The 21,334-nt window shown below is 71.4% G+C and carries 21 protein-coding genes; 12 read left to right on the top strand and 9 right to left on the bottom strand.

The features are described from left to right. Positions 1-169 precede the first annotated feature (169 nt). Both HNQ01_RS12930 and HNQ01_RS12925 read left to right on the top strand, forming a co-directional pair. Positions 170-802 carry a hypothetical protein gene (locus HNQ01_RS12930; RefSeq protein ID WP_173805855.1) on the top strand — a complete coding sequence of 211 codons (633 nt, stop codon included), beginning with the start codon at positions 170-172 and terminating at the stop codon, positions 800-802. A 125-nt stretch (positions 803-927) separates the two neighbouring features. After that, positions 928-1,395, top strand: a complete 468-nt coding sequence (locus HNQ01_RS12925; RefSeq protein ID WP_173805854.1) for a Crp/Fnr family transcriptional regulator — start codon at positions 928-930, stop codon at positions 1,393-1,395. 3 nt (positions 1,396-1,398) lie between these two features. On the opposite strand, the gene HNQ01_RS12920 is transcribed toward HNQ01_RS12925, so the two are convergent. Next, positions 1,399-3,396 (bottom strand): monovalent cation:proton antiporter family protein, encoded by a 1,998-nt coding sequence (locus HNQ01_RS12920; protein ID WP_173805853.1) that lies wholly within the window; start codon positions 3,394-3,396, stop codon positions 1,399-1,401. 122 nt (positions 3,397-3,518) lie between these two features. On the opposite strand from HNQ01_RS12920, the gene HNQ01_RS12915 reads away from it, so the two are divergent. The 4 genes from HNQ01_RS12915 to HNQ01_RS12900 are packed head-to-tail and all read left to right on the top strand — an operon-like array spanning position 3,519 to position 6,618. Further along, a complete protein-coding gene (locus HNQ01_RS12915; RefSeq protein WP_173805875.1) occupies positions 3,519-4,466 on the top strand; it encodes a KpsF/GutQ family sugar-phosphate isomerase in 948 nt (315 codons plus the stop codon). Next, positions 4,466-5,086 carry a KdsC family phosphatase gene (locus tag HNQ01_RS12910; RefSeq protein ID WP_173805852.1) on the top strand — a complete coding sequence of 207 codons (621 nt, stop codon included), beginning with the start codon at positions 4,466-4,468 and terminating at the stop codon, positions 5,084-5,086. The genes HNQ01_RS12915 and HNQ01_RS12910 overlap by 1 nt, the downstream gene beginning before the upstream one ends. Before the next feature lie 16 nt (positions 5,087-5,102). Next, positions 5,103-5,783, top strand: coding sequence for an LPS export ABC transporter periplasmic protein LptC (gene lptC / locus HNQ01_RS12905; RefSeq protein WP_173805851.1), 681 nt, complete (start codon positions 5,103-5,105; stop codon positions 5,781-5,783). Positions 5,784-5,796: 13 nt separating this feature from the next. Next, positions 5,797-6,618 (top strand): SDR family oxidoreductase, encoded by an 822-nt coding sequence (locus HNQ01_RS12900; RefSeq protein ID WP_286180756.1) that lies wholly within the window; start codon positions 5,797-5,799, stop codon positions 6,616-6,618. A 145-nt stretch (positions 6,619-6,763) separates the two neighbouring features. On the opposite strand, the gene HNQ01_RS12895 is transcribed toward HNQ01_RS12900, so the two are convergent. After that, positions 6,764-7,216, bottom strand: a complete 453-nt coding sequence (locus HNQ01_RS12895; RefSeq protein ID WP_173805850.1) for an RNA recognition motif domain-containing protein — start codon at positions 7,214-7,216, stop codon at positions 6,764-6,766. A gap of 307 nt (positions 7,217-7,523) precedes the next feature. Here HNQ01_RS12895 and HNQ01_RS12890 point away from each other — a divergent pair, with 307 nt between their 5' ends. Then, the gene (locus HNQ01_RS12890; protein ID WP_173805849.1) at positions 7,524-8,165 is read left to right on the top strand and encodes a MarC family protein; all 642 of its coding nucleotides are present in this window, start codon (positions 7,524-7,526) and stop codon (positions 8,163-8,165) included. Here the strand turns inward: HNQ01_RS12890 and HNQ01_RS12885 are convergent. Continuing rightward, complete coding sequence (locus tag HNQ01_RS12885) at positions 8,125-9,081, bottom strand: LysR family transcriptional regulator (RefSeq protein WP_173805848.1); 957 nt, start codon at positions 9,079-9,081, stop codon at positions 8,125-8,127. The two genes, HNQ01_RS12890 and HNQ01_RS12885, sit on opposite strands and share 41 nt — an antisense overlap. 127 nt (positions 9,082-9,208) lie before the next feature. On the opposite strand from HNQ01_RS12885, the gene HNQ01_RS12880 reads away from it, so the two are divergent. Together HNQ01_RS12880 and HNQ01_RS12875 are read left to right on the top strand one after the other, a co-directional pair. Then, positions 9,209-10,870 (top strand): GMC family oxidoreductase, encoded by a 1,662-nt coding sequence (locus HNQ01_RS12880; protein ID WP_173805847.1) that lies wholly within the window; start codon positions 9,209-9,211, stop codon positions 10,868-10,870. Positions 10,871-11,217: 347 nt separating this feature from the next. Continuing rightward, positions 11,218-11,979, top strand: a complete 762-nt coding sequence (locus HNQ01_RS12875) for a sulfite exporter TauE/SafE family protein (protein ID WP_173805846.1) — start codon at positions 11,218-11,220, stop codon at positions 11,977-11,979. Positions 11,980-11,992: 13 nt separating this feature from the next. Here HNQ01_RS12875 and HNQ01_RS12870 read toward each other — a convergent pair whose 3' ends face one another. The 5 genes from HNQ01_RS12870 to HNQ01_RS12850 all read right to left on the bottom strand — a co-directional run bounded on the left by HNQ01_RS12870 (position 11,993) and on the right by HNQ01_RS12850 (position 17,972). Then, entirely contained in the window at positions 11,993-12,775 is a 783-nt protein-coding gene (locus HNQ01_RS12870; protein ID WP_173805845.1) for an MBL fold metallo-hydrolase, read from the bottom strand. 170 nt (positions 12,776-12,945) lie between these two features. Continuing rightward, entirely contained in the window at positions 12,946-13,626 is a 681-nt protein-coding gene (locus HNQ01_RS12865) for an FHA domain-containing protein (RefSeq protein ID WP_173805844.1), read from the bottom strand. Positions 13,627-13,673: 47 nt separating this feature from the next. Continuing rightward, the gene (locus HNQ01_RS12860; protein ID WP_173805873.1) at positions 13,674-14,456 is read right to left on the bottom strand and encodes a Stp1/IreP family PP2C-type Ser/Thr phosphatase; all 783 of its coding nucleotides are present in this window, start codon (positions 14,454-14,456) and stop codon (positions 13,674-13,676) included. Positions 14,457-14,487: 31 nt separating this feature from the next. Beyond that, a complete protein-coding gene (locus tag HNQ01_RS12855; protein WP_173805843.1) occupies positions 14,488-17,091 on the bottom strand; it encodes a serine/threonine-protein kinase in 2,604 nt (867 codons plus the stop codon). 182 nt (positions 17,092-17,273) lie between these two features. Continuing rightward, positions 17,274-17,972 (bottom strand): TerC family protein, encoded by a 699-nt coding sequence (locus tag HNQ01_RS12850; protein WP_173805842.1) that lies wholly within the window; start codon positions 17,970-17,972, stop codon positions 17,274-17,276. A gap of 316 nt (positions 17,973-18,288) precedes the next feature. On the opposite strand from HNQ01_RS12850, the gene HNQ01_RS12845 reads away from it, so the two are divergent. Further along, on the top strand, positions 18,289-18,636 hold the full coding sequence (locus tag HNQ01_RS12845) for an SWIB/MDM2 domain-containing protein (RefSeq protein ID WP_173805841.1): 348 nt from the start codon (positions 18,289-18,291) through the stop codon (positions 18,634-18,636). Between the two features lie 91 nt (positions 18,637-18,727). On the opposite strand, the gene argC is transcribed toward HNQ01_RS12845, so the two are convergent. After that, positions 18,728-19,669 (bottom strand): N-acetyl-gamma-glutamyl-phosphate reductase, encoded by a 942-nt coding sequence (argC, locus tag HNQ01_RS12840; protein ID WP_173805840.1) that lies wholly within the window; start codon positions 19,667-19,669, stop codon positions 18,728-18,730. Positions 19,670-19,727: 58 nt separating this feature from the next. Between argC and HNQ01_RS12835 the strand changes: the two genes are divergently transcribed. Together HNQ01_RS12835 and HNQ01_RS12830 are read left to right on the top strand one after the other, a co-directional pair. After that, the gene (locus HNQ01_RS12835; RefSeq protein ID WP_173805839.1) at positions 19,728-20,306 is read left to right on the top strand and encodes an RBBP9/YdeN family alpha/beta hydrolase; all 579 of its coding nucleotides are present in this window, start codon (positions 19,728-19,730) and stop codon (positions 20,304-20,306) included. A gap of 18 nt (positions 20,307-20,324) precedes the next feature. Then, the gene (locus tag HNQ01_RS12830) at positions 20,325-21,254 is read left to right on the top strand and encodes a ParB/RepB/Spo0J family partition protein (protein WP_173805838.1); all 930 of its coding nucleotides are present in this window, start codon (positions 20,325-20,327) and stop codon (positions 21,252-21,254) included. The last annotated feature ends 80 nt before the right edge of the window (positions 21,255-21,334 follow it).

Genomic DNA, 21,334 nt, shown 5'->3' with positions numbered 1-21,334 from the left:
GCGCTGCGTGTCATGCTTCTCGAACGCCTCCGCAGCCTGCGCGTGACCCGGGCGCTGTCGCGCCGTCTCTTCCGTCGTCTGCCGGCCCGCGTGCCGCCCATGCTGCTCGAGCGCGTCCAGGGCCTGCGCGTGCTGGTCATCGGCGTCTATCTTTCCGACCAGTCCCACCATGCCGCAGCGCTGGCTGGCGCTGGGCCGCGACATCGATCCGGATCCCCACCTGGCCGGCCTGACCACGGCGCACATCACCACCCGGGTGCCGAAGTTCGTGCTGCTCAACCGCGAACTCGCGAAGGTCGACCTGTCGGCGTTCGACCTGCTCGTGGTCACCGACGACGACATCGAGGTGCAGTCCGGCTTTCTCGATGCCTACTGTGCGCTGCAAAGGCACTGCGATCTGGCGCTGGCGCAGCCGGCGCGCACCCTGCACAGCTTTCACGACCATCACATCACGCTGCAGCGCCCCTGGTGCATCGCTCGGCTGACGCGCTTCGTCGAGATCGGGCCGGTGTTCTCGGTGCGTGCCGATGCCTTCGGCCTGCTGCTGCCCTTCGACGAGCGCAGTCCCATGGGCTGGGGCTATGACCACATCTGGCCGGTGCGCATCGAGGCCGCAGGCTTGTCGATGGGCATCATCGACCGGGTGCCGGTCGATCACAGCCTGCGCGAGCAGAGCCGCACCTACCGGGCGGTCGACGAGCAGCGCGCGATGCGCCGGCTGCTCGACGCGAACCGGCATCTTCCGAAAGGCGAGCTGATGCGGGCTCGCGCGGTGATCCTGAGATATCAGGGTGCTTCGTGACGTGTTTCACGCTTGAGCGAAAGTGTTAGTTTCGGCAACCTTTCGTGTGCATGGCCCCGGCATCATCCCGGGCTGGCGGGGCAGGTATGCTCTGGTACTGCGAGAAGCGTGTGGGGTATGCGGCGATGGGAACGGACGATCTGATCGAGGCGGTGCAGTCGCTGCGCGCCGATGATGCCTTCAAGGCGCGGCTCAGCCTGCCGCAGTGGCGCAACTTTGCCACCTACCTGACGCCCTACCAGCTGCGCGCCGGCGACCTGCTGATCAAGCAGGGCGAGTGCGATCGCGCCGCCTACTTCGTCGGCCAGGGCAATCTGCAGGTCTATGTCAGCGGCGCGGCGCCGGGCACCTTCCGGGTCGCGCTGATGCGCCCCGGCGCGCTCGTCGGCGAGACCGGCCTGTTCAGCGACCAGCCCCACAGCGCCAACGTCGAGGCGATGGTGCCGACCATCGTCTGGGCGCTGCACCTGCCGCGCTTCGAGGAGCTCAACGCGCGCGCGCCGGGCGTCGCCAACGAGGTGATGCGCGCCGCCGGGGCGGTCATGGTCGCGCGGCTGCGCGCGAACCTGCAGATGCGCGTCGCGATGGCCTGAGGTTCAGCCGCGCAGCAGCCGGCTCTCCGCCAGGGCCAGCGCTTCCGGCAGGCCGCTGAGCACCAGCACGTCGCCGCCGGCCAGGCGCAGCTCGTCCTCGGCCTCGATGACCGCGCCGCTGGCCCGGCGCACCGACACCACCGACACGCCCATCGCCTGCAGCGTCAGGTCGCCCAGGCGTTCGCCGACGCTGGGCGCGCCCGGCGGCAGGCCGACCGACTGCAGCCGCGCCTGCTGCAGCTCCTCGACCGTGTCGTCGTCGGCGCCGTGGAAATAGCCGCGCAGCAGGCCGTAGCGCGCGTCGCGCGCGTCCTGCGTGATGCGGATCACCCGGCGCATCGGCACGCCCACCAGCGCCAGCGCATGGCTGGCCAGCATCAGCGAGCCCTCCAGCGCCTCCGGCACCACCTCGGTCGCGCCGGCCGCGCGCAGCCGCTCGAGATCGGCATCGTCGAGCGTGCGCACCACCACCGGCACATGCGCGGCGTGCTCGCGCACATGCTGCAGCACCTTCAGCGCCGAGGGCGTGTCGCGGTAGGTGATGACCACCGCGGTCGCGCGCGACAGGCCGGCGGCGATCAGGCTCGGCAGCTTGGCCGCGTCGCCGAAGACCACGCTCTGGCCGGCCGCGGCCGCCTGGCGCACCCGGTCGGGGTCGAGGTCCAGCGCCATGTAGGGCATGTGTTCCTGGTCGAGCAGGCGCGCCAGGTTCTGGCCGCTGCGCCCGTAGCCGCAGATGATCAGGTGCGCCTCGGTGCGGATCGACTTCTTCGCGATGCTGGTCAGCTGCACCGACTGCATCAGCCAGTCGGTGGCCGACAGCCGCATGACGATGCGGTTGCTGCCCATGATGATGAAGGGCGTGGCCAGCATCGAGATGACCATCGAGGCCAGCACCGGGCTCATCCAGCGGTCGGCGATCAGGTCGACCTCGGCGCCGAGCGTCAGCAGCACGAAGCCGAACTCGCCCGCCTGCGCCAGGTACAGGCCGGTGCGGATCGCCACGCCCGGCGCCGAGCCGAAGGCGCGCGCCAGCAGCGCGACCATGCCGGCCTTGGCCAGCACCGGCAGCGTGCTCAGCAGCAGCACCAGGAACCACTGCTCCAGCACCGGGCGCCAGTCCAGCTTCATGCCGATGGTGATGAAGAACAGTCCGAGCAGCACGTCGTGGAAGGGCCGGATGTCGGTCTCGACCTGGTGCTTGAATTCGGTCTCGGCGATCAGCATGCCGGCGACGAAGGCGCCCAGCGCCAGCGACAGCCCGGCATGTTCCGTCAGCCACGACAGGCCCAGCGTGATCAGCAGGATGTTGAGGATGAAGAGGTCCTCGCTCTTGCGGCGTGCCACCAGCGTCAGCCACCAGCGCATCAGCCGCTGGCCGCCCCACAGCAGCACGGTCAGCAGCACCGCGGCCTTCAGCGTCGCGCGCCCCAGCGTGGCCCACAGGTCGCCGCCGCCCTGGGCCAGCGAGGGAATCAGCACCAGCAGCGGCACGACGGCCAGATCCTGGAACAGCAGCACGCCCATGACGTTGCGGCCGTGCTCGCTCTCCAGCTCGAGCCGCTCGGCCATCATCTTCGCGACGATCGCGGTGCTCGACATCGCCATGGCTGCGCCGAGCGCGACCGCGCCCTGCCAGCTCAGCTCCCACGCCCGGCCCAGCAGCGAGAAGGCGGTGATCAGCATCAGGTTGCCGATGGCCGCGCCGGCCAGCGTCAGCAGCACCTGCCCGGCGCCGAGGCCGAAGACCAGCCGCTGCATGCTGCGCAGCTTGGGCAGGTTGAACTCCAGCCCGATGACGAACATCAGGAACACCACGCCGAACTCGGCCAGATAGCGGATGCCCGCCGAGTCCTTGGCCAGGGCCAGCGCGTTCGGCCCGATCAGCACGCCGACGAGCAGATAGCCCAGCATCGAGGGCAGCCGCAGCATGCGGCAGCCCACGACGCCGGCCACGGCGGCAAGAAGGTAGAGCAGGGCAATGTCGAGAGTGCTGGCCATTCACCGTCCTAGAATCGGGCAATCGTAATTCAGCTTCCGGCGCCCCGATCCCCGTGACCGACACCCCTGCCGCCACCGCCGCCAGCGCGGCCCCCAGCTTCGAGGCCGAGCGCGTGCTGCGCATGGCCCGCCAGACCCTGCGCATCGAGGCCGAGGCCCTGATGCAATTGCAGGACCAGCAGGGCGAGAGCTTCGTGCGCGTCGTGCACGCCATCCTGAACGGCCGCGGCCGCGTGGTCGTGATGGGCATGGGCAAGAGCGGCCATGTCGGACGCAAGATCGCCGCGACGCTGGCCTCGACCGGCACGCCGGCGATGTTCGTGCACCCGGGCGAGGCCAGCCACGGCGACCTGGGCATGGTCACGCCGGGCGACATCGTGCTGGCGCTCTCCAACTCCGGCGAGAGCGACGAGATCGCCGCGATCCTGCCGGCGCTCAAGCGCCTGGGCGTGACGCTGGTGGCGATGACCGGCCGGCCCGGCTCGACGCTGGCCGCGCATGCCGACTGGGTGCTGTCGAACCGGGTCGAGCAGGAGGCCTGTCCGCTCAACCTCGCGCCGACGGCCAGCACCACCGCGCAGCTGGCGCTGGGCGACGCGCTGGCGGTGGCGCTGCTGGACGCGCGCGGCTTCCGTCCCGAGGACTTCGCGCGCTCGCACCCGGGCGGTGCGCTCGGGCGCAAGCTGCTGACCCATGTGCGCGACATCATGCGCCAGGGCGAGGCGGTGCCGCGGGTGGCGCCTGCGGCGAGCTGCCTGGAGGTGATGCGCGAGATGAGCGCCAAGGGCCTGGGCGCCGCGGCGATCGTCGACGCCGAGGGCCGCGCGATCGGCATCTTCACCGACGGCGACCTGCGCCGCGCCGTCGAGCAGGGCACGGACCTGCGCACGCTGTCGGCGGCCGACCTGGTGCGCAGCCGCCCGCGCAGCATCGGCGAGGACGCGCTGGCGGTCGAGGCCGCCTCGCTGATGGAGGACGCCTGCATCACGACGCTGCTGGTGCATGACGGCGAGGCGCGCCTGGTCGGCGCGCTCAACACCAACGACCTGATGCGCGCGAAGGTGATCTGATGAGCGCTGCTCCGACCCCGACGCATCCCCTTGTCGCCCCCTGGCCGCGTCCGGTGGCGCCGGTGCTGAACTTCGCGCCGGAGCTGCTGCTGGCGGCGCAGGGCGTGCGCGCGGCCATCTTCGACGTCGATGGCTGCCTGACCGACGGGCGCATCTACATCGGCGAGCACGGCGAGAGCGTCAAGGCCTTCAGCACGCTCGACGGCCACGGCATCAAGCTGCTGGCGCGCGCCGGCATCGAGCCGGTGGTCATCACCGGCCGCGACACGCCGGCGGTGCGCCGGCGCTGCGCCGACCTCGGCATCGTGCACGCCTTCCACGGCATCCACGACAAGCTGGCCGAGGCCGAGCGGGTGCTGGCGCTGCTGGGCCTGGGCTGGCACGAGCTGGCGGTCATCGGCGACGACTGGCCGGACCTGCCGCTGATGGTGCGCTGCGCGCTGGCCTGCGCGCCGGCGCAGGCGCATGCGGAGGTGCGCGCGGCCGCCCACCACGTCACCTCGGTGCCGGGCGGCCAGGGCGCGGCGCGCGAGTTCTGCGACCTGCTGCTGTGCGCCAGCGGCCGGTACGCCGCGCTGCTGGCGGGCCATCTGGCCACGCTCGACGGCACCGCGGCCTGAGGCGGGGCACGATCGCGTGGCCTCGCTCGACGACGACACCAGTCCGCTGCCGCTGCCTCCGCTGGTGGCCACCCGGGCGGCCGACGCGGCCCGGCCGGCGCTGCCGCGCGGCGAGCGCTGGCGCCAGGGGCTGCTGGGCAATCTGCCGCTGTTCCTGATGGCGCTGCTGGCCGGCGCGACCTGGTGGCTGGTGCAGCGCACGCCCGCGCCCGCCGGCGAGAGCGCCACCAGCGCGCCGACGCATGAGCCCGACTACGAGATGCACGGCTTCTCGGTCCAGCATTACCAGCAGGCCGGTCCGGCTCGCGGCGTCATCGAGGGCGACGTGGTGCGTCACCGGCCCGACACCGACACGCTCGAGATCGACGGTCTGCGCATGCGCTGGCGCGACGATGCCGGCCACCTGCTGCGCGCCAGCGCGGCCCGGGCGATCGCTCAGGGCGACGGCAGCGAGGTGCGGCTGATGGGCGGCGCCACCGTCGTGCGCGACGCGCTGCCGGGCGAGGCCGCGCCGCTGCAGTTCAGCAGCGAGGAGATGGTCTTCGACCGCCGCCAGGACCAGGTGCGCAGCGATCAGCCGGTCGTGCTGCGCCAGGGCGGCAGCGTCATCGAGGCGCGGGCGCTGACCTACTGGCAGGCCGATGCGCGGCTGGAGCTGCGCGGCGCGGTGCGCGGCCGCCTGCCGGCCCGGCGCTGAAGGGGCGCCGGCCATGATGTCGCCCCAGGAGCGCGAGGTGCTGGAGCGCGAGCGCGCGCCGCTGGTCTTCATCACCGGCGCCTCGAGCGGCATCGGCCGGGCGCTGGCCGAGGCCTATGCCGCGCGGGGCTGGCGCCTGGCGCTGGTCGCGCGCCGGGCCGAGGTGGTGCAGGCCTGGCTTGCCGAGGCCGGCATCGGCGCGTCCCAGGCCCAGGTCCACGCGGCCGACGTGCGCGACCGCGAGGCGATCATCGCCGCCGGCACGCGCTGCCTGATCGAGCAGGGCCTGCCCGACGTGGTCATCGCCAACGCGGGCATCAGCGTCGGCATCGACACCGCCGAGCGCGAGGACCTGGCGGTGCTCGAGGACCTCTACGCGACCAACGTCGTCGGCATGGCCGCGACCTTCCATCCCTTCATCCGGCCGATGCGGCTGGCGCGCCGCGGCACGCTGGTGGGCCTCGCCAGCGTCGCGGCGATCCGCGGTCTGCCCGGCCATGGCGGCTACTGCGGCAGCAAGGCCGCGGTGGTGAACTACTGCGAGAGCCTGCGCATCGAGCTGCGCGAGGACCGCATCCGCGTCGTCACGCTGCTGCCGGGCTTCGTCGACACGCCGCTGACCCGGGACAACCGCTATCCGATGCCCTTCCTGATCGACGCGGCGGAGTTCGCGCGCCGGGCGCTGCCGGTGATCGACCGCGGTCGTCGCCATGCGGTCATCCCGTGGCCGATGGGCGTGCTGGCGGGGCTGATGCGGCTGGTGCCGCGCGCGCTGTGGGACCGCCTCATCGCCGGACGGGGCCGCAAGGCACGTCGCGGCGAGTCCCGGCGCTGAAGCCGCACGACGCAAGCCGCGGCCGGCCCTTCTGGACCGGACCCCTGAAATGCCGCGAGGGCGACTCCTTGCGGAAGTCGCCCTCGCGGACCTGCAGATCGCGCAGGCGGGTGTCCGTCGGGATCACCGGCCTGCACGCGCGGGATCAGTAGCCGCCGCCGCCGTAGCCGCCGCGACCACCGCCGCCGCCTTCACGACGGCCACCGCCGCCGTACGGGCTGCGGAAGCCGCCGCCGTTGCCGCCGCCACCACCGTAGCCGCCGCCGCCGTTGCCGCCGCCGTAGCCGCCACCACCGCCGCCGCCATCACGGCGGCCGCCGTACGGGCTGCGGAAGCCGCCCGGGCGCTCTTCCCGGGGGCGAGCTTCGTTGACGACCACGGCGCGGCCGCTGATCGGCTGACCGTTCAGGCCGTTGATCGCGGCCTGGGCTTCAGCGTCGGAACCCATCTCGACGAAGCCGAAACCCTTCGAGCGGCCGGTCTCGCGGTCCATCATGACCTTGGCGGACTGGACCGCGCCGAACTCGGAGAAAGCAGCGTTCAGTTCTTCGTCGCGAACGCCGTAGGCCAGGTTGCCCACGTAGAGTTTGTTGCCCATGGAAGAGCGCCTTTCAAGCAAAACAGGGTACAGGTAGTACCAGGGGACCATGTGGCGGAGCTACAGCCAGCACTCATTCCATAGGACAGAGAAAAGGCGCCGCATCCAATCACGAGGGAACATTATGTATGACCGTCAAGCCCATCGAACACCCCTTCTGCAAGAAGTGTTGTAAGCCTGCGCAGTTTTTTGATCCAGTCGTGATCTTCACCAACCGATAATTCCGGGTTAACCCGCAAGCTGGCCCTGTTCCGGTGCCGGGCCATCCGCAATGGTGGCGCGGACGCCTGGCGGCGCAGAATCGGGCATGGACCTGCTCAAGCCCCTGATCGCGCTGCTGGCGATCGTCAATCCCATCGGCGTCGTGCCGTTCTTCATCCATTTCACCCAGCACCTCGACGAGGCGGCGCGACGGCGCACGATCCGGGTGTCGAGCTTCACCGCCTTCCTGGTGATCTCGATCAGTGCGCTGGCCGGGCTGAAGGTGATCGAGTTCTTCGGCATCTCGCTGGCCTCCTTCCAGGTCGGCGGTGGCACGCTGCTGCTGATCAGCGCGCTGCAGATGCTCAACGCGCAGCCGGCCGAGTCGCGCTCCGACGATGTCAGCGAGGGCCGCGAGCGGGCCGACTCGGGCGACAGCATCGCGGTGGTGCCGCTGACCATTCCGCTGCTGACCGGGCCGGCGACCATCTCGACGATGGTGATCTACGCTGACAAGACGCGCCACTGGTGGCAGCTCGGCGTGCTGGTCGGCTACGGCGTGGTCGTCGGGCTGGCGACCTTCGTCGCCTTCTCGGCCGCCGGCGGCGTCGCGCGCCTGCTCGGGCGCACCGGCATCAACGTGATGACGCGGCTGATGGGCCTGATCCTGGCGGCGCTGGCGGTCGAGATCATGGCCGAAGGGCTGGTCAAGCTGTTCCCGGTGCTGGCGTCGACGGTGTCGTCCTGAGCCGCGCGCCGGCCTGCGGATCCCAGACCGCGCGCACGGCCTGCCGCAGGCGCAGCGCGGCCGGTTCGTCCATGCGCGCGCGCAGCATGACGAAGGACAGCCCGGTGTCGAGCGCGCGATGGCGCAGCAGCACCAGCGCGCGCTCGTGCGCGGCGCGCAGCGCCAGGGCCTCGCGCGCCAGCGACAGGCCGACGCCCGCGTCGACCAGATCGAGCATCGAGGCTTCCTGGTCGACCTCGGCGACGCGGTGCTGGGGCACGCCGCAGCGCTCCCAGACCGGCGCGAGCAGCCGGTGGTGCACCGACTCCGGCGGCGTGCCGATCCACGGCAGCCGCGCCAGCGCCGCCCAGTCGTCGCCGGCCTCGAGCCGGCCCTGCCAGCCGCGCGGCGCGACGACGACATAGCGCACCGCCGCCAGCGGCAGGCGCAGGAACAGCGTCTCGTCGCAGTGGCCGAGGTAGAAGCCGCCGTCGAGGCGGCCGTCGCGCACGTCGCGCAGCACGCTGCCGGACGTGCCGTGGCGCAGCACCGGATGCAGCGGCCCCGGTCCGTCGTCCCCGTGCAGCCGGCCGATGAAGTCGCCCAGGCGGATGAAGCCCGGATCGAGGATCGTGCCGAGCGCGACGGGCACCGGCGCATGGCGTTCCGGCCGGGCCAGCGCACGGGCCGTGCCTTCGAGCCGGCGCATCGCCTCGAGGGCCGGGCGGGCCTCGGCGAGCAGGCGCTCGCCGTCCGGCGTCAGCCGCAGGCCGCGGCCGGTGCGCAGCAGCAGCACCAGCCCGAGCCGGTCCTGCAGCAGCCGCAGCTGCATCGACAGCGCCGAGGGCGACAGGTGCAGCCGCTCGGCCGCCCGGCCCAGCGAGCCGGTCTCGGCGACGGTGGCAAAGGTGTCGAGCTGGCGGAGGTCGAGGCGCATCGGCTGGATCGGCAAGGGCAGGCGATTGCAGTTTGATTGCAGTTTTCCTGAAATCAGCCTGCGACGAAAGTGTGCACGCGCACGCCGCGGGCGCCTAGAGTGCGCAGCGTCCCCGGAGACAAGGACCATGCCTGCATTCGACTACATCATCATCGGCGCCGGCTCGGCCGGCAGCCTGCTCGCCAATCGCCTCAGCGCCGACCCGCGCCGGCGCGTGCTGCTGATCGAGGCCGGCGGCCGCGACGACTACCACTGGATCCACATTCCGGTCGGCTACCTGTACTGCATCGGCAACCCGCGCACCGACTGGCTCTACCAGACCGAGGCCGACCCGGGCCTGAACGGCCGCCGGCTGCGCTATCCGCGCGGCAAGGTGCTGGGCGGCTGCTCCAGCATCAACGGCATGATCTACATGCGCGGCCAGTCGCGCGACTACGACCAGTGGGCCGAGCTGACCGGCGACGCGGCCTGGCGCTGGGAACACTGCCTGCCGGCCTTCCGGCAGCACGAGAACCACTGGCGGCTCGACGCCGCGAACGCCGCGCAGGCCGGTGCCGAGTTCAAGGCCCTGCATGGTCACGGCGGCGAATGGCGGGTCGAGCGCCAGAGGCTGCGCTGGGACATCCTCGACGCCTTCGCGCAGGCCGCGCAGCAGGCCGGCATCCCGGCCACCGACGACTTCAACCGCGGCAGCAACGAGGGCGTGGGCTATTTCGAGGTCAACCAGAAGTCGGGCCTGCGCTGGAACACGGCCAAGGCCTTCCTGCGCCCGACCTGCTACGGCCGCCCGAACTTCGAGATGTGGACCGGTGCGCAGGTGCGCCGACTGACGCTGGAGCCGGGCGCCGACGGCCGGCTGCGCTGCACCGGCGCCGAGGTCGTGACGCCGGCCGGCGTCGAGACGGTCACCGCCACCCGCGAGGTGCTGCTGAGCGCCGGCAGCATCGGCAGCGTGCAGGTGCTGCAGCTGTCGGGCATCGGCCCAGGCGAGCTGCTGCAGCGCCATGGCGTCGCGGTGCGCCACGCGCTGCCCGGCGTCGGCGAGAACCTGCAGGACCATCTGCAGATCCGCTCGGTCTACAAGGTGCAGGGCACGACCACGCTGAACACCCGTGCGGCCACGCCCTGGGGCAAGGCGATGATCGGCCTGGAGTACCTGCTGCGCCGCACCGGCCCGATGAGCATGGCGCCCTCGCAGCTCGGCGCCTTCACCCGCTCGTCGGCGGCGTTCGACTGGCCCAACATCGAATACCACGTCCAGCCGCTCTCGCTCGACGCCTTCGGCCAGCCGCTGCATGCCTTCAACGCGTTCACCGCGAGCGTGTGCAACCTCAATCCGGGTTCGCGCGGCCATGTGCGCATCACCTCGCCGCGGCCCGAGGACGCGCCGGCGATCTTCGCGAACTACCTGTCGACGCCCGAGGATCGCCAGGTCGCGGCCGACTCGCTGCGCGTGACGCGGCGCATCGTCGCGCAGCCGGCGATGCGGCCCTATCAGCCCGAGGAGTACCGGCCGGGCGTGCAGTACCAGAGCGACGAGGAGCTGGCCCGGCTGGCCGGCGACATCGCCACGACGATCTTCCATCCGGTGGGCACCTGCCGGATGGGGCGCGACGACGACGCGATGGCGGTGACCGACACCCGGCTGCGCGTGCGTGGCGTGGCGGGCCTGCGGGTGGTCGATGCCAGCGTGATGCCGACGATCACCAGCGGCAACACCAACTCGCCGACGCTGATGATCGCGGAGCGGGCGGCGGGCTGGATTCTTGACGATGCACAAGTTTCGTGAGCGATGACGACAAAAATGCGCGTTCCGGTTGGGTACTGCGCTGTTCTGGTGCGGGAAACCCCGGATATGGCGAATTGTGGCGAAACCCTACAGTCTCGCCACTCGCAGACGCCACCCCCGAGGGGGCAGGCGGGCAGGAGCGAGGGACTGAGGAGACTGGTTCACCGTAGCGCGACAACAAACGCCGCCCCACACCACAACACATCCGGCGGCACCACTCAGACGCTCCATAAGATTCGGCGCCATGTGGCGCGATGAGACAATTCGATGGCACCGGCGATCCCTGATCCCGGTGCCTTTTTGTTTGTCCGCGGCCTGTCGCCGGACTGTTGCCTTGTCCTGTCCTGATGCTCGATCTGCTCTGGGTGATGCTGGCCTCCGGGCTGGCCGGTTTTGTCGACGCCATCGTCGGGGGCGGCGGCCTGATCCTGCTGCCGACGCTGTTCGCGGTCCACCCGAGCGCGCCGCCGGCGACGCTGTTCGGCACGAACAAGGCCGCCGCGATCGGCGGCACCGCCTGGGCGTGCAGCCAGTACGCCCGGCGCGTGACGATGAACTGGGGCACGCTGGCGCCGGCGGCGGTCACGGCGCTGCTGGCCAGCTTCGCCGGAGCCTGGCTGGTGACGCAGGTGCCGGCGACCGGGCTGCGCAAGGCGCTGCCGCTGGTGCTGCTGCTGGTGCTGCTCTACACGCTGTGGCGCAAGGACCTGGGCCGCGTGCATGCGCCGCACCTGCCGCCGCGGCGCGAGGCGCTGCGTGGCTGCGCGATCGGCGCGGGCATCGGCTTCTACGACGGCTTCTTCGGGCCGGGCACCGGCAGCTTCTTCGTCTTCCTGCTGGTGCGCGCGCTGGGCTACGACTTCCTGCATGCCTCGGCCGGCGCCAAGCTGCTCAACACCGCGACCAATCTGGCGGCCATCGTGCTGTTCGCCTCGAAGGGGCATGTCTGGTGGCCGGTGGCCGCGGCGATGGCGGTGGCCAATGTCGGCGGCAGCCTGCTGGGCGCGCGCCTGGCGCTGCGTCACGGCGCAGGCTTCGTGCGCGTGATCTTCATCGTCGTCGTCAGCCTGCTGATCGTGCGCACCGGCTGGGACGCGCTGAGGCTGTGAGCGTCGTCGGGCGTCAGAACCGGTAGCGTTCGCCGCGGGTGAGGGCGAACACCGGCATGCGGATGTCGAGGGTCGCGAGCTGGCCGGTGACCGCGGCCATCTCGCCGGGCTTGACGTGGGTGATCGCGACCGAGGTGTCGCAGTCCAGGTCGAGCCGGGACAGCTCCTCGGCCAGCATCGAGGGCGACAGATGGCGGCTGACCTCGGCCAGGGCGCGCTCCTCGTCGCTGAAGGCGGTCTCGATGACCAGCTGCGCGATCGGACGGCCGCGCAGGCGCTCCCACAGCGCCGGGTTCGGTCCGGTGTCGCCGGTGTAGACCCACCAGCCCGAGGGCGTGTCGACCGCGAAGCCGCAGGCCGGCACGGTGTGGTGCGCCGGCAGCACCTCGATCGTCAGGCCGGCCAGCTCGAGCCGGTCGCCGATCGCGAAGGGCACCAGCTCGAGGATCGGGCGCTGGCGGGTCGGCAGCCGGGTGAAGTCCGGCCAGATGACGTTGTTGAACAGGTGGCGCTGCAGCGCGTCGAGCGTCTCGGGCAGGCCGTGGACCTGGATCGGGCGGAAATCCGGGCGCGCCAGGCGATGCTGCATGACGCTGTCGGCCAGCAGCGGGATGCCCAGCACATGGTCCAGATGCGAATGCGACAGCACGATGTGGTCGATGCCGGCCATCTCGTCGAGCGTCAGGTCGCCGACGCCGGTTCCCGCGTCGACGAGGACATGCTCGTCGAGCTGGAAGCAGGTGGTCCGGTTGTCGAGGGCGATCGAGCCCGAGCAGCCAAGGACACGCAGGTTCATCAGGATTCCAGGTGAGGAGGGCAGGCAGGACAGGCGGCCATGCTGCCCGGCACGTCATGCCGGTGCAAGCCGGCTGCTGCGCACTTCCGCACTGCTTGCCCTTCCCCGTGAATCCGGGGAGCGGACGACGTGAACAAGGCCACGTGACCGGAGACCGCGTCGCGCGCCGCTCAGGGCTGCACGAACTGCATCTGCGTGCCGGCCAGCTCGATGACGTCGCCGTCCTTCAGGTGCACCGGCTCGGCGTGCACCGGCATGCCGTTGACGGTCGGCCGCGCATTGCCCTCGACATGGGCGAAGACATAGCCGCCGGGGCGCTTCGTGATCGAGGCGACCTGCACGCCCGGCTTGCCGACGGTGGTGACGACCTTGGTCAGCACCACCTCGCGGCCGGCCGCCGCGCCCGAGAGCACGCGGATCGAGGCCTGCGGCACGGTGCCGGCGGCCAGTCCGCCGAAGCCGGAGGCCGGGAAGTGCCCCGGCATCGGCGCGGTCGGGCGCGTGGCCATGCCGGACGGCATCTGTCCCGGCTTCAGGATCATCGTCTTCTCGTAGTCGGAGCTGTCCTCGACGAGGTACTTGATCTTGTACTTGCCGATCTCGATCGTGTCGTTGTGCTGCAGCAGCTGCTTCTTGACGGCGCGACCGTTGATGTAGGTGCCATTGGTGCTGTTCTGGTCCTCGATGTAGACATCGTGGCCGACCATCTGCAGCACGGCATGCTCACCGCTGACCGCCAGGTTGTCGATCACGATGTCGTTGTAGGGACGGCGGCCCAAGGTCGTCTTGTCCTTGGTGAGCTGAACCTCCTTGATGACGACTCCGTCCAGCGAAACGACGAGTTTGGGCATGAGCGACCTCTGTGTTCTTGGCGACCGGGATCCTTGTCCCCTGATCCTCAGCGCCGAAAGGGCCACCACGGCTGGCCGGGCGAGGCACAGGCGCGGACGGCGACCAGTATCACGGCAATATTATCCCGTCCGCCTGCCTGATTGGCGGCGTCGACCAGTGCCTGTGCCGCTTTGCCGACGTCGTCGGGGCTGGAACGCAGCACCTCGGCGATGCGGGCGTCGTCGAGCATGTCGGACAGACCGTCCGAGCACAGCAGGTACCAGTCGCCCGGATGGACCGCATGCGAGTGCAGTTCCAGCAGCACGACGTCCTCGACGCCCATCGCGCGGGTGACCAGGTTCTTCTGGTGGCTGTAGGCGGCCTGCTCGGGCGAGATCAGGCCGGCGTCGATCTGTTCCTGCAGCAGCGAGTGGTCGCGCGTGAGCTGCTGGATCTGGCCGTCGCGCCAGCGGTAGCCGCGCGAGTCGCCGATGTGGCCGAGCAGCAGCCGGCTGCCGCGGAACACGCCCAGCACCAGCGTGGTGCCCATGCCGGCGTACTGCGCATTGGCGTGGGCGGCATTGAAGATCGAGCGGTTGGCGTTGTCGACGCAGACATCCATCGCGTTGCTCACCGCCTGGTCGTCGGCGTCGCCGGCCTCCTGCAGCCAGCGGCCGAGCTCCTGCTCGATGAAGGCGGTGGCCATGCCGCTGGCGACCTCGCCGGCGTTGTAGCCGCCCATGCCGTCGGCCAGCACCATCAGGCCGGCCGGCTCGACGACGGCGATCGAGTCCTCGTTGTTGGAGCGGATGCGGCCGCGGTCGGTCGCGGAGTGGAACTCGAGGGTCATGGCTAGGGCGCGCGGACGGTCCATGGTTCGTTCAGCGACGGGATTGTGCCGCGGCCGGCGGCGGTGGCGCGCTCCGGACCCGGTCCCTGGAGGGACCGGGCGCGCATTCCTGCACCGATCCGGGCTCGGTCCGGGCCGGGCGGGGCGGCTGCAGGCGCGGGCGCAGCTGGCTGGCCACGACCTGCAGGTCCGCGGCCAGGTCGTTGCCGTCGCGGTAGCGCAGCTCCGGACGCTTCTCGAGCAGGATGCCGATGACCTCGGCCAGGCTCTCGGGCAGCGAGGGGCGCAGCGTGCGCACGTCCGGCGCCGGCGTGCGCGCGATCGCGCCGATCAGCTCGCTCATCGTGTGGCCGGACAGCGGCAGGTCGCCGGTCAGCATCTGGAACATCAGCACGCCCAGCGCGTAGAGGTCGCTGCGGCCGTCGAGCTCGCGGCCGGCGAGCTGCTCGGGCGACATGTAGGACGGCGATCCCAGCACCAGTCCGGTGCGCGTGTGGCTGCGGTTGGAGTCGACGATGCGCGCGATGCCGAAGTCGGTCACCTTCACCTGGTCGCGCGAGAGGTCGACCATGATGTTGGCCGGCTTGATGTCGCGGTGGATGACGCCCTGGGCATGCGCGTGGGCCAGTGCCCGCGCGATGCGCGTCGCGATCGTCACGACGGTGCGCACCGGCAGCAGCCGGTCGTGCAGCAGGTGATGGCTCAGGTCGTGGCCGGTCAGGCGCTCCATCGCGATGAAGGCCACGCCGTTCTGCTCGCCGACGTCGATCACCTGCACGATGTCCTGATGCGACAGCCGCCGCGCCGCCCGCGCCTCGCGGTGGAAGCGCTGGCGGGCCTCCTGCAGCGCCACGCCGTCGAACTCGCGCGCCAGCGCCAGCGTCTTCAGCGCGACCTCCTGGCCGCTGTCATGGTGGCGGGCCAGGTAGATGCGCCCCATCGCGCCGCGACCGAGCTCGCGCTCGAGCTGGTACGGGCCCAGCCGCGGCAGCGTGCGCACCCGCTCCGACAGCAGCGGCGGCTCGCGGAACACCGGCGGCGCCGACAGGCAGGCGGCGAGCTCCTCGCGGGTCAGCGGCTGCGTCGCCTCGAGCGCCGGATCGGCGGGCGGGGCGGGCACGGGGGCCGGCGGCGGCACGGCGACGGGCGCCGGTGCGGGCGGCTGCGCGCGCAGCGTCTCCGGGCGCAGCAGCGGCTGCGTCTTCGGGAACGCGGCCTCGTCGGCCGGCGTCGCGGGCGGCTGCGTGCTGTCCTCGAGCATCACCACGGTGTCGGGCGCCTCGGAGATCGTCGCCGGATCGGCCTGGGTGTCGATCTGCGTGTCATGCCGGCTGTCGTGGCGGCTGTCGGCCGCCACCGCCTCGGCCTCGAAGGTGGTGATCACCGTGTCGGCCATCGCGGCGGAGGGCGGCAGCACCGGCACATGGCGGCGACGGCGTGCCCGCTGCCAGCGGTCGGCCAGCGACAGCGCCAGATGGCCGCCGCCCAGCGCGAGGATCGGCAGCGTCGGCGCGATCCACATCCCGCCCCAGGCCAGCAGCAGGTGCGACGCCAGCGCCAGCGCCAGGCACAGCGAGCTGGTCAGCATCAGCGCCGAGCTGCGCGTCAGCCGCGGCAGCACGCGCGCCAGATAGAGGCCGGCGGCGGCGAGCAGCAGCCAGGGCAGCCACCGCGCCGCCGGCGGCGTGGTGATCCAGCGGTCCTGCACGAAGGTGGCGCTCAGCCGCGCGATCGCCTCGGGCATGCCGATGTCGCGCCCGCTCGGCAGCCGCCAGCGCGGCTCGGTCGGCTCCTCGCGGCCGATCACGACGATGCGGCCGTCCAGCCGCGCGAGCACCGCGGCGTCGCCGGCCAGCACCTCGCGGGCGCTGACCACCAGCGGGCTGCCCAGCTGGCCGTCATGTCGCGGCCACAGCGCGGCGAGCTGGCCCTGCGCGTCGGCGGGCAGCGGCTGGCCGGCCATGAGCGGCGGGCAGGCCTGCAGGTCGGCCAGCACCTGCGCGGCGCTGCGGCCGCGGTGCAGGCCGGCGGCCAGCGCGGCGATCGATGCCACCGGGCGCCCGTCGGCGCCCGTGCGCAGCAGCGGGTGGCTGCGCAGCACGCCGTCGTCGTCGGCGCCGGGGACCGCGTGGCCGACGCCGGCGGCGGCCTCGGCCAGGCTGGCCAGCGGCGCGGCCGCGTCGCCCGGGGCGGCCAGCGCCAGCAGCGTGCGGCCGCTGTGCTCCAGGCTCTGCGCCAGCCGGCCGTCGCCGTCGAGGCTGGCCTCGCTGCGCTCGAGCAGCGCCGGCAGCTCGGGGTGGCGCGACAGCACCGGGTCGGAGGCGATCGCCGCGTGAATGTTCTGCAGCTCGGCCAGCGCCTGCTCGCTCTCGCGGCCGGTCAGGCCTTCGGTGTCGACGATGACGCGGGCGTGGCCGAGCCGGTCGATCAGCCGGGCATGCAGGTCGCGCCGCCAGGGCAGCGGTCCGTGCCGCGCCTGGCTGGCCGCGTCGATCAGGATCACCGCGACCGAGCTGTCGGTCACCGGGCGCGCGCCCGATACGGCGCGGTCATGGAGCCAGCGCTGCACGCCGCGCGTCAGCGGCGTGCGCGTCTCGACGATCGCCGCGGCGGCCAGCACGGCGGCGATCAGCAAGAGAGTGCTCCGTCCCTGTGTCCAGATGGGCGGGCGGGCGCTGGGCATGGTGGTCGGGCGGGCTGGAGTGCTGTGTCGGTGTGGTCCGACAGTATCGCAGCGCCAGCCCGCGATGAGGCGCCGTCAGGCGGCCCGAACCACCTCAATTCGGCATTGAAGTGGAAAAGACGGTCCGCCCGGTTTCAGCCGGCGATCGTCTCGGACCTGGCCCGACGGCCCAGGAACATGCCGATGCCGACGACGATGGCCGCGCAGGCTAGGCTGAACGGAATGGCCACCGCATGCAGCGAGCCTTCCCAGCGCGACAGCGACGGATCGCTCAGCGCCATCTCTCCGGCGACGAAGCCCAGCAGCGCCGCGCCCAGCGTGATGATGACGGGGAAGCGCTCCATCAGCTTGAGCAGCATCGTGCTGCCGAAGATGATCAGCGGGATCGACAGGCCCAGGCCCAGCACCAGCAGCACCATGCGGAACTCCACCGGCGCGGTGTCGGCCGCGGCGGCCACCGCGATGACGTTGTCCAGGCTCATCACCAGGTCGGCGATCAGGATGGTGCGGATGGCCGTCATGATCGAGTCGCTGGCCTTGATGTCGCCATCGTCGTCGCCGCCGGCCAGCAGCTGCACGCCCACCCAGCCCAGCAGCACCGAGCCGACCAGCTTCAGGTAGGGGTACTGCAGCATCTGCACCGCGAAGATCGTCAGCACGACGCGCAGCACGATCGCGGCGCCGCTGCCGCCGAGAATGGCCATGCGCTGCTGCTTCGGCGGCAGGTTGCGCGCGGCCAGCGCGATGACGACGGCGTTGTCGCCGGACAGCAGGATGTTCACCCAGATGATCTTCAGCAGGGCGATCCAGAAAGTGGAGTCGGCAAGGTTCATGGTCGGCTTCGTTCTTTCGAGTCGGTTCGGAGGTTGTCTCGTCTGTTTTCCGTCGGGACATGCCGCCGGGAGCGGCCGCGCGTCACGCGCAGCGTGAGTGTGCCGCCGGCAGCCGGCGGCCCCGTGCGTGATACTACGCACCACGTCCGCACCGCCGTCGCGTCACCCGGCGCCACCCGGCGGTGCGTGCCGGGACAGCGCCAGGATGGCCCCGCTGTTTTGATGACAGCCGCCTTCTCAATGCCCGAGGGGCGCAGTACCATTCGCCCGCAGTGCCGACGCCGGCACATCACCATCCAAGACGGAGAAAACACACATGGCAACTGCCAAGAAGGCCGCCGCAAAGAAGGCTCCCGCCCAAGAAACCGCTGTCGCCGCAGCACCGGCCGTCGAGGCACCCGCAGCCGCTCCCGCGAAGAAGCCGAACGCCGCCTTCATGAAGCCGATGACTCCCTCGAAGGATCTGGCGGCCGTGATCGGCAAGGCCGCGATGCCGCGCACCGAAGTCACCAAGAAGGTCTGGGAGTACATCAAGCAGCACAACCTTCAGGACGCGGCGAACAAGCGCATGATCAATGCGGACGCCAAGCTGAAGAAGATCTTCAAGAAGGATCAGGTCTCGATGTTCGAGATGACCAAGCTGATCAGCGACCAGCTGTCCTGATCCTGGTTTCGGCGGACCGGCTGCACGGTCCCCGAAAGAACGAAAGCCCGGCATCGCCGGGCTTTTTTTCGTCTGGCGCCGCAGCGTCAGCTCACAGGCCCAGGCCTTCGTCGACGCCCAGGTGCACGTTCATCGACTGCACCGCCGCACCGCTGGCGCCCTTGCCGAGGTTGTCCAGGCGTGCCATCAGCAGCACCTGGTCGCCGTTGGCGAAGACGAAGATGTCGACGCGGTTGGTGTCGTTGCAGCCCTGCACGTCGAAGAAGCCGTGCTCCATCGTCGCGGCGTCGTTGAGCGGCATCACGCGCACGAAGCGCTCGCCGGCGTAGTGCTCGGCGAAGGCGGCGTGGATGCGCTCGGCCGAGGCGCCGCCCGACAGCTGCGCCAGGTGCAGCGGCACCGTCACCGACAGGCCCTTGTAGAAGGGGCCGACCACCGGCAGGAACAGCGGCTTGGTCGCCAGACCGGTGTGGGCCATCATCTCCGGGATGTGCTTGTGCGCCAGGCCCAGCGCGTAGGGGCGCGGCGAGGCCAGCTTCGGGTCGCCGCCGGCCTCGTACTGCTCGATCATCTTCTTGCCGCCGCCGGAGTAGCCGGTCAGCGAGGTCGCGCTGACCGCCAGCGCCGGCGGCACGATCTCGGCGTCGACCAGCGGGCGCATCAGCAGGATGAAGGCGCTGGCATGGCAGCCGGGATTGGCGATGCGCTTGGCGGCGCGCAGCTGCTCGCGCTGGCCGGCGCAGAGCTCGGGCAGGCCGAAGGCCCAGCCCGGCGCGGTGCGGTGCGCGGTGCTGGCGTCGATCAGGCAGGTCCGGGGGTTGTTCACCATCGCGGCGGCTTCCTTCGAGGCCGCATCGGGCAGGCACAGGAAGGCGACGTCGGCGGCGTTGAGCAGGCGGGCGCGCTCGGCGGCATCCTTGCGCAGCTCCGGGGCGATGCGCAGCACCTCGATGTCGTCGCGGCCGGCCAGGTACTCGTGGATGCGCAGGCCGGTCGTGCCTTCCTGACCGTCGACGAACACGGTGTGTTTCATGGGGGTTCTTCCTCGGGGAGCTGTGGAACGGTTGGACGCGGAAGAATACGGCATGCACATGACCTCATCGCACTTCGATCTGCCTGCGGACCTGCCTGCCGACCTGCGGGTGCTGCTGCTGCCGGGCTGGCAGGATTCCGGCCCGGGCCACTGGCAGGCGCACTGGGCCGCGCGCCCCGGCTTCGCGCGCGTCGAGCAGGACGACTGGCTCTGGCCGCGTCGCGGCGACTGGATGGCGCAGCTCGACGCGGCGCTGCTGGCCGACGCGCGCCCGGCGCTGCTGGTCGCGCACAGCCTGGGCTGCCAGCTCGTCGCCGCCTGGGCCGACCACAGCCGCCATGTCGCGCGGGTGCGCGGCGCGCTGCTGGTGGCGCCGCCCGACACCGAGCGGGTCGACATGCCGCCGCAGCTGCACAACTGGCGGCCGATGCGCCGGCCGAGGCTGCCTTTCCCGTCGATCGCGGTGGTGTCGTCGGACGACCCGTACTGCACCCCCGAGCGTGCCGCCGGCCTGTGCGCCGACTGGGGCGCCGAGCGCATCGACGCCGGGCCGCGCGGCCACCTGAACGCCGACTCCGGCCTGGGCGACTGGCCCGAGGGGCTGGCGCTGCTGCAGCGGCTGCTTGGCGCGCCCTGAATCGCGGACAATCGCGGGATGGTCACCAAGAAGCCCAAAGGACTCGGTCGCGGTCTTGAAGCCCTGCTCGGACCGCAGGTCGTCGATGCCGCGCCGGCGCGCGGCGGTCGCGAGCCGCTGCCCAGCGCGCTCGCGCTCGATCAGCTGCTGCCCGGCAAGTACCAGCCGCGCACCCGCATGGACGAGGGCTCGCTGTTCGAGCTGGCCGAGAGCATCCGCACCCAGGGCGTGATGCAGCCGGTGCTGGTGCGTCAGGTCGAGCCGCGCGACGGCCTGCCGATGTACGAGATCATCGCCGGCGAGCGCCGCACCCGCGCCGCGCGCCTGGCCGGCCTGACCGAGGTGCCGGTGCTGGTGCGCGAGGTGCCCGACCAGGCCGCCGCGGTGATGGCGCTGATCGAGAACATCCAGCGCGAGGACCTCAATCCGCTGGAGGAGGCGCAGGGCGTGCAGCGCCTCATCAGCGAGTTCGGCCTGACCCATGATGGTGCGGCGCAGGCCATCGGCCGCTCGCGCAGCGCCATCTCGAACATGCTGCGTCTGCTCAACCTGGTCGAGCCGGTGCAGCAGATGCTGACCGCCGGCGACCTCGACATGGGCCACGCCCGCGCATTGCTGTCGCTCGACCGGGCGCGCCAGATCACCTGCGCCAACGAGATCGTCGCGCGCAAGCTGTCGGTGCGCGAGACCGAGAAGCTGGTCGCGCGCCAGCACGAGGACGCGGCGATCCGCGCCGGCGGCGAGCCGGCGGGCCGCGCGGCTGCGCCGGCCAAGTCGCGCGACGTGCTGCGCCTGGAGGAGCAGCTCGCCGATCTGCTGGCGGTGCCGGTCGAGATCCGCATCCGCAAGCGCACCAAGCGCGGCGACCAGGGCGAGCTGGCGATCTCCTTCGGTTCGCTCGACGACCTGGGCACGCTGCTCGACCGCCTGGGCATCACCGAGCGCTGACCGGGAGCTGTCCCGGCGATCCCCCCCGGTCGGCGGGGGCTTGTTTCAGGCTGATCAACCTGTTCCAGGGTCTTGATAGC

The sequence above is a fragment of the Sphaerotilus uruguayifluvii genome, assembly GCF_013294065.1.
GTDB lineage: Bacteria > Pseudomonadota > Gammaproteobacteria > Burkholderiales > Burkholderiaceae_C > Sphaerotilus > Sphaerotilus uruguayifluvii.
The sequence above is the reverse complement of the archived record's forward strand: the minus strand, read 5'-3'. Positions and strand labels throughout refer to the sequence as shown.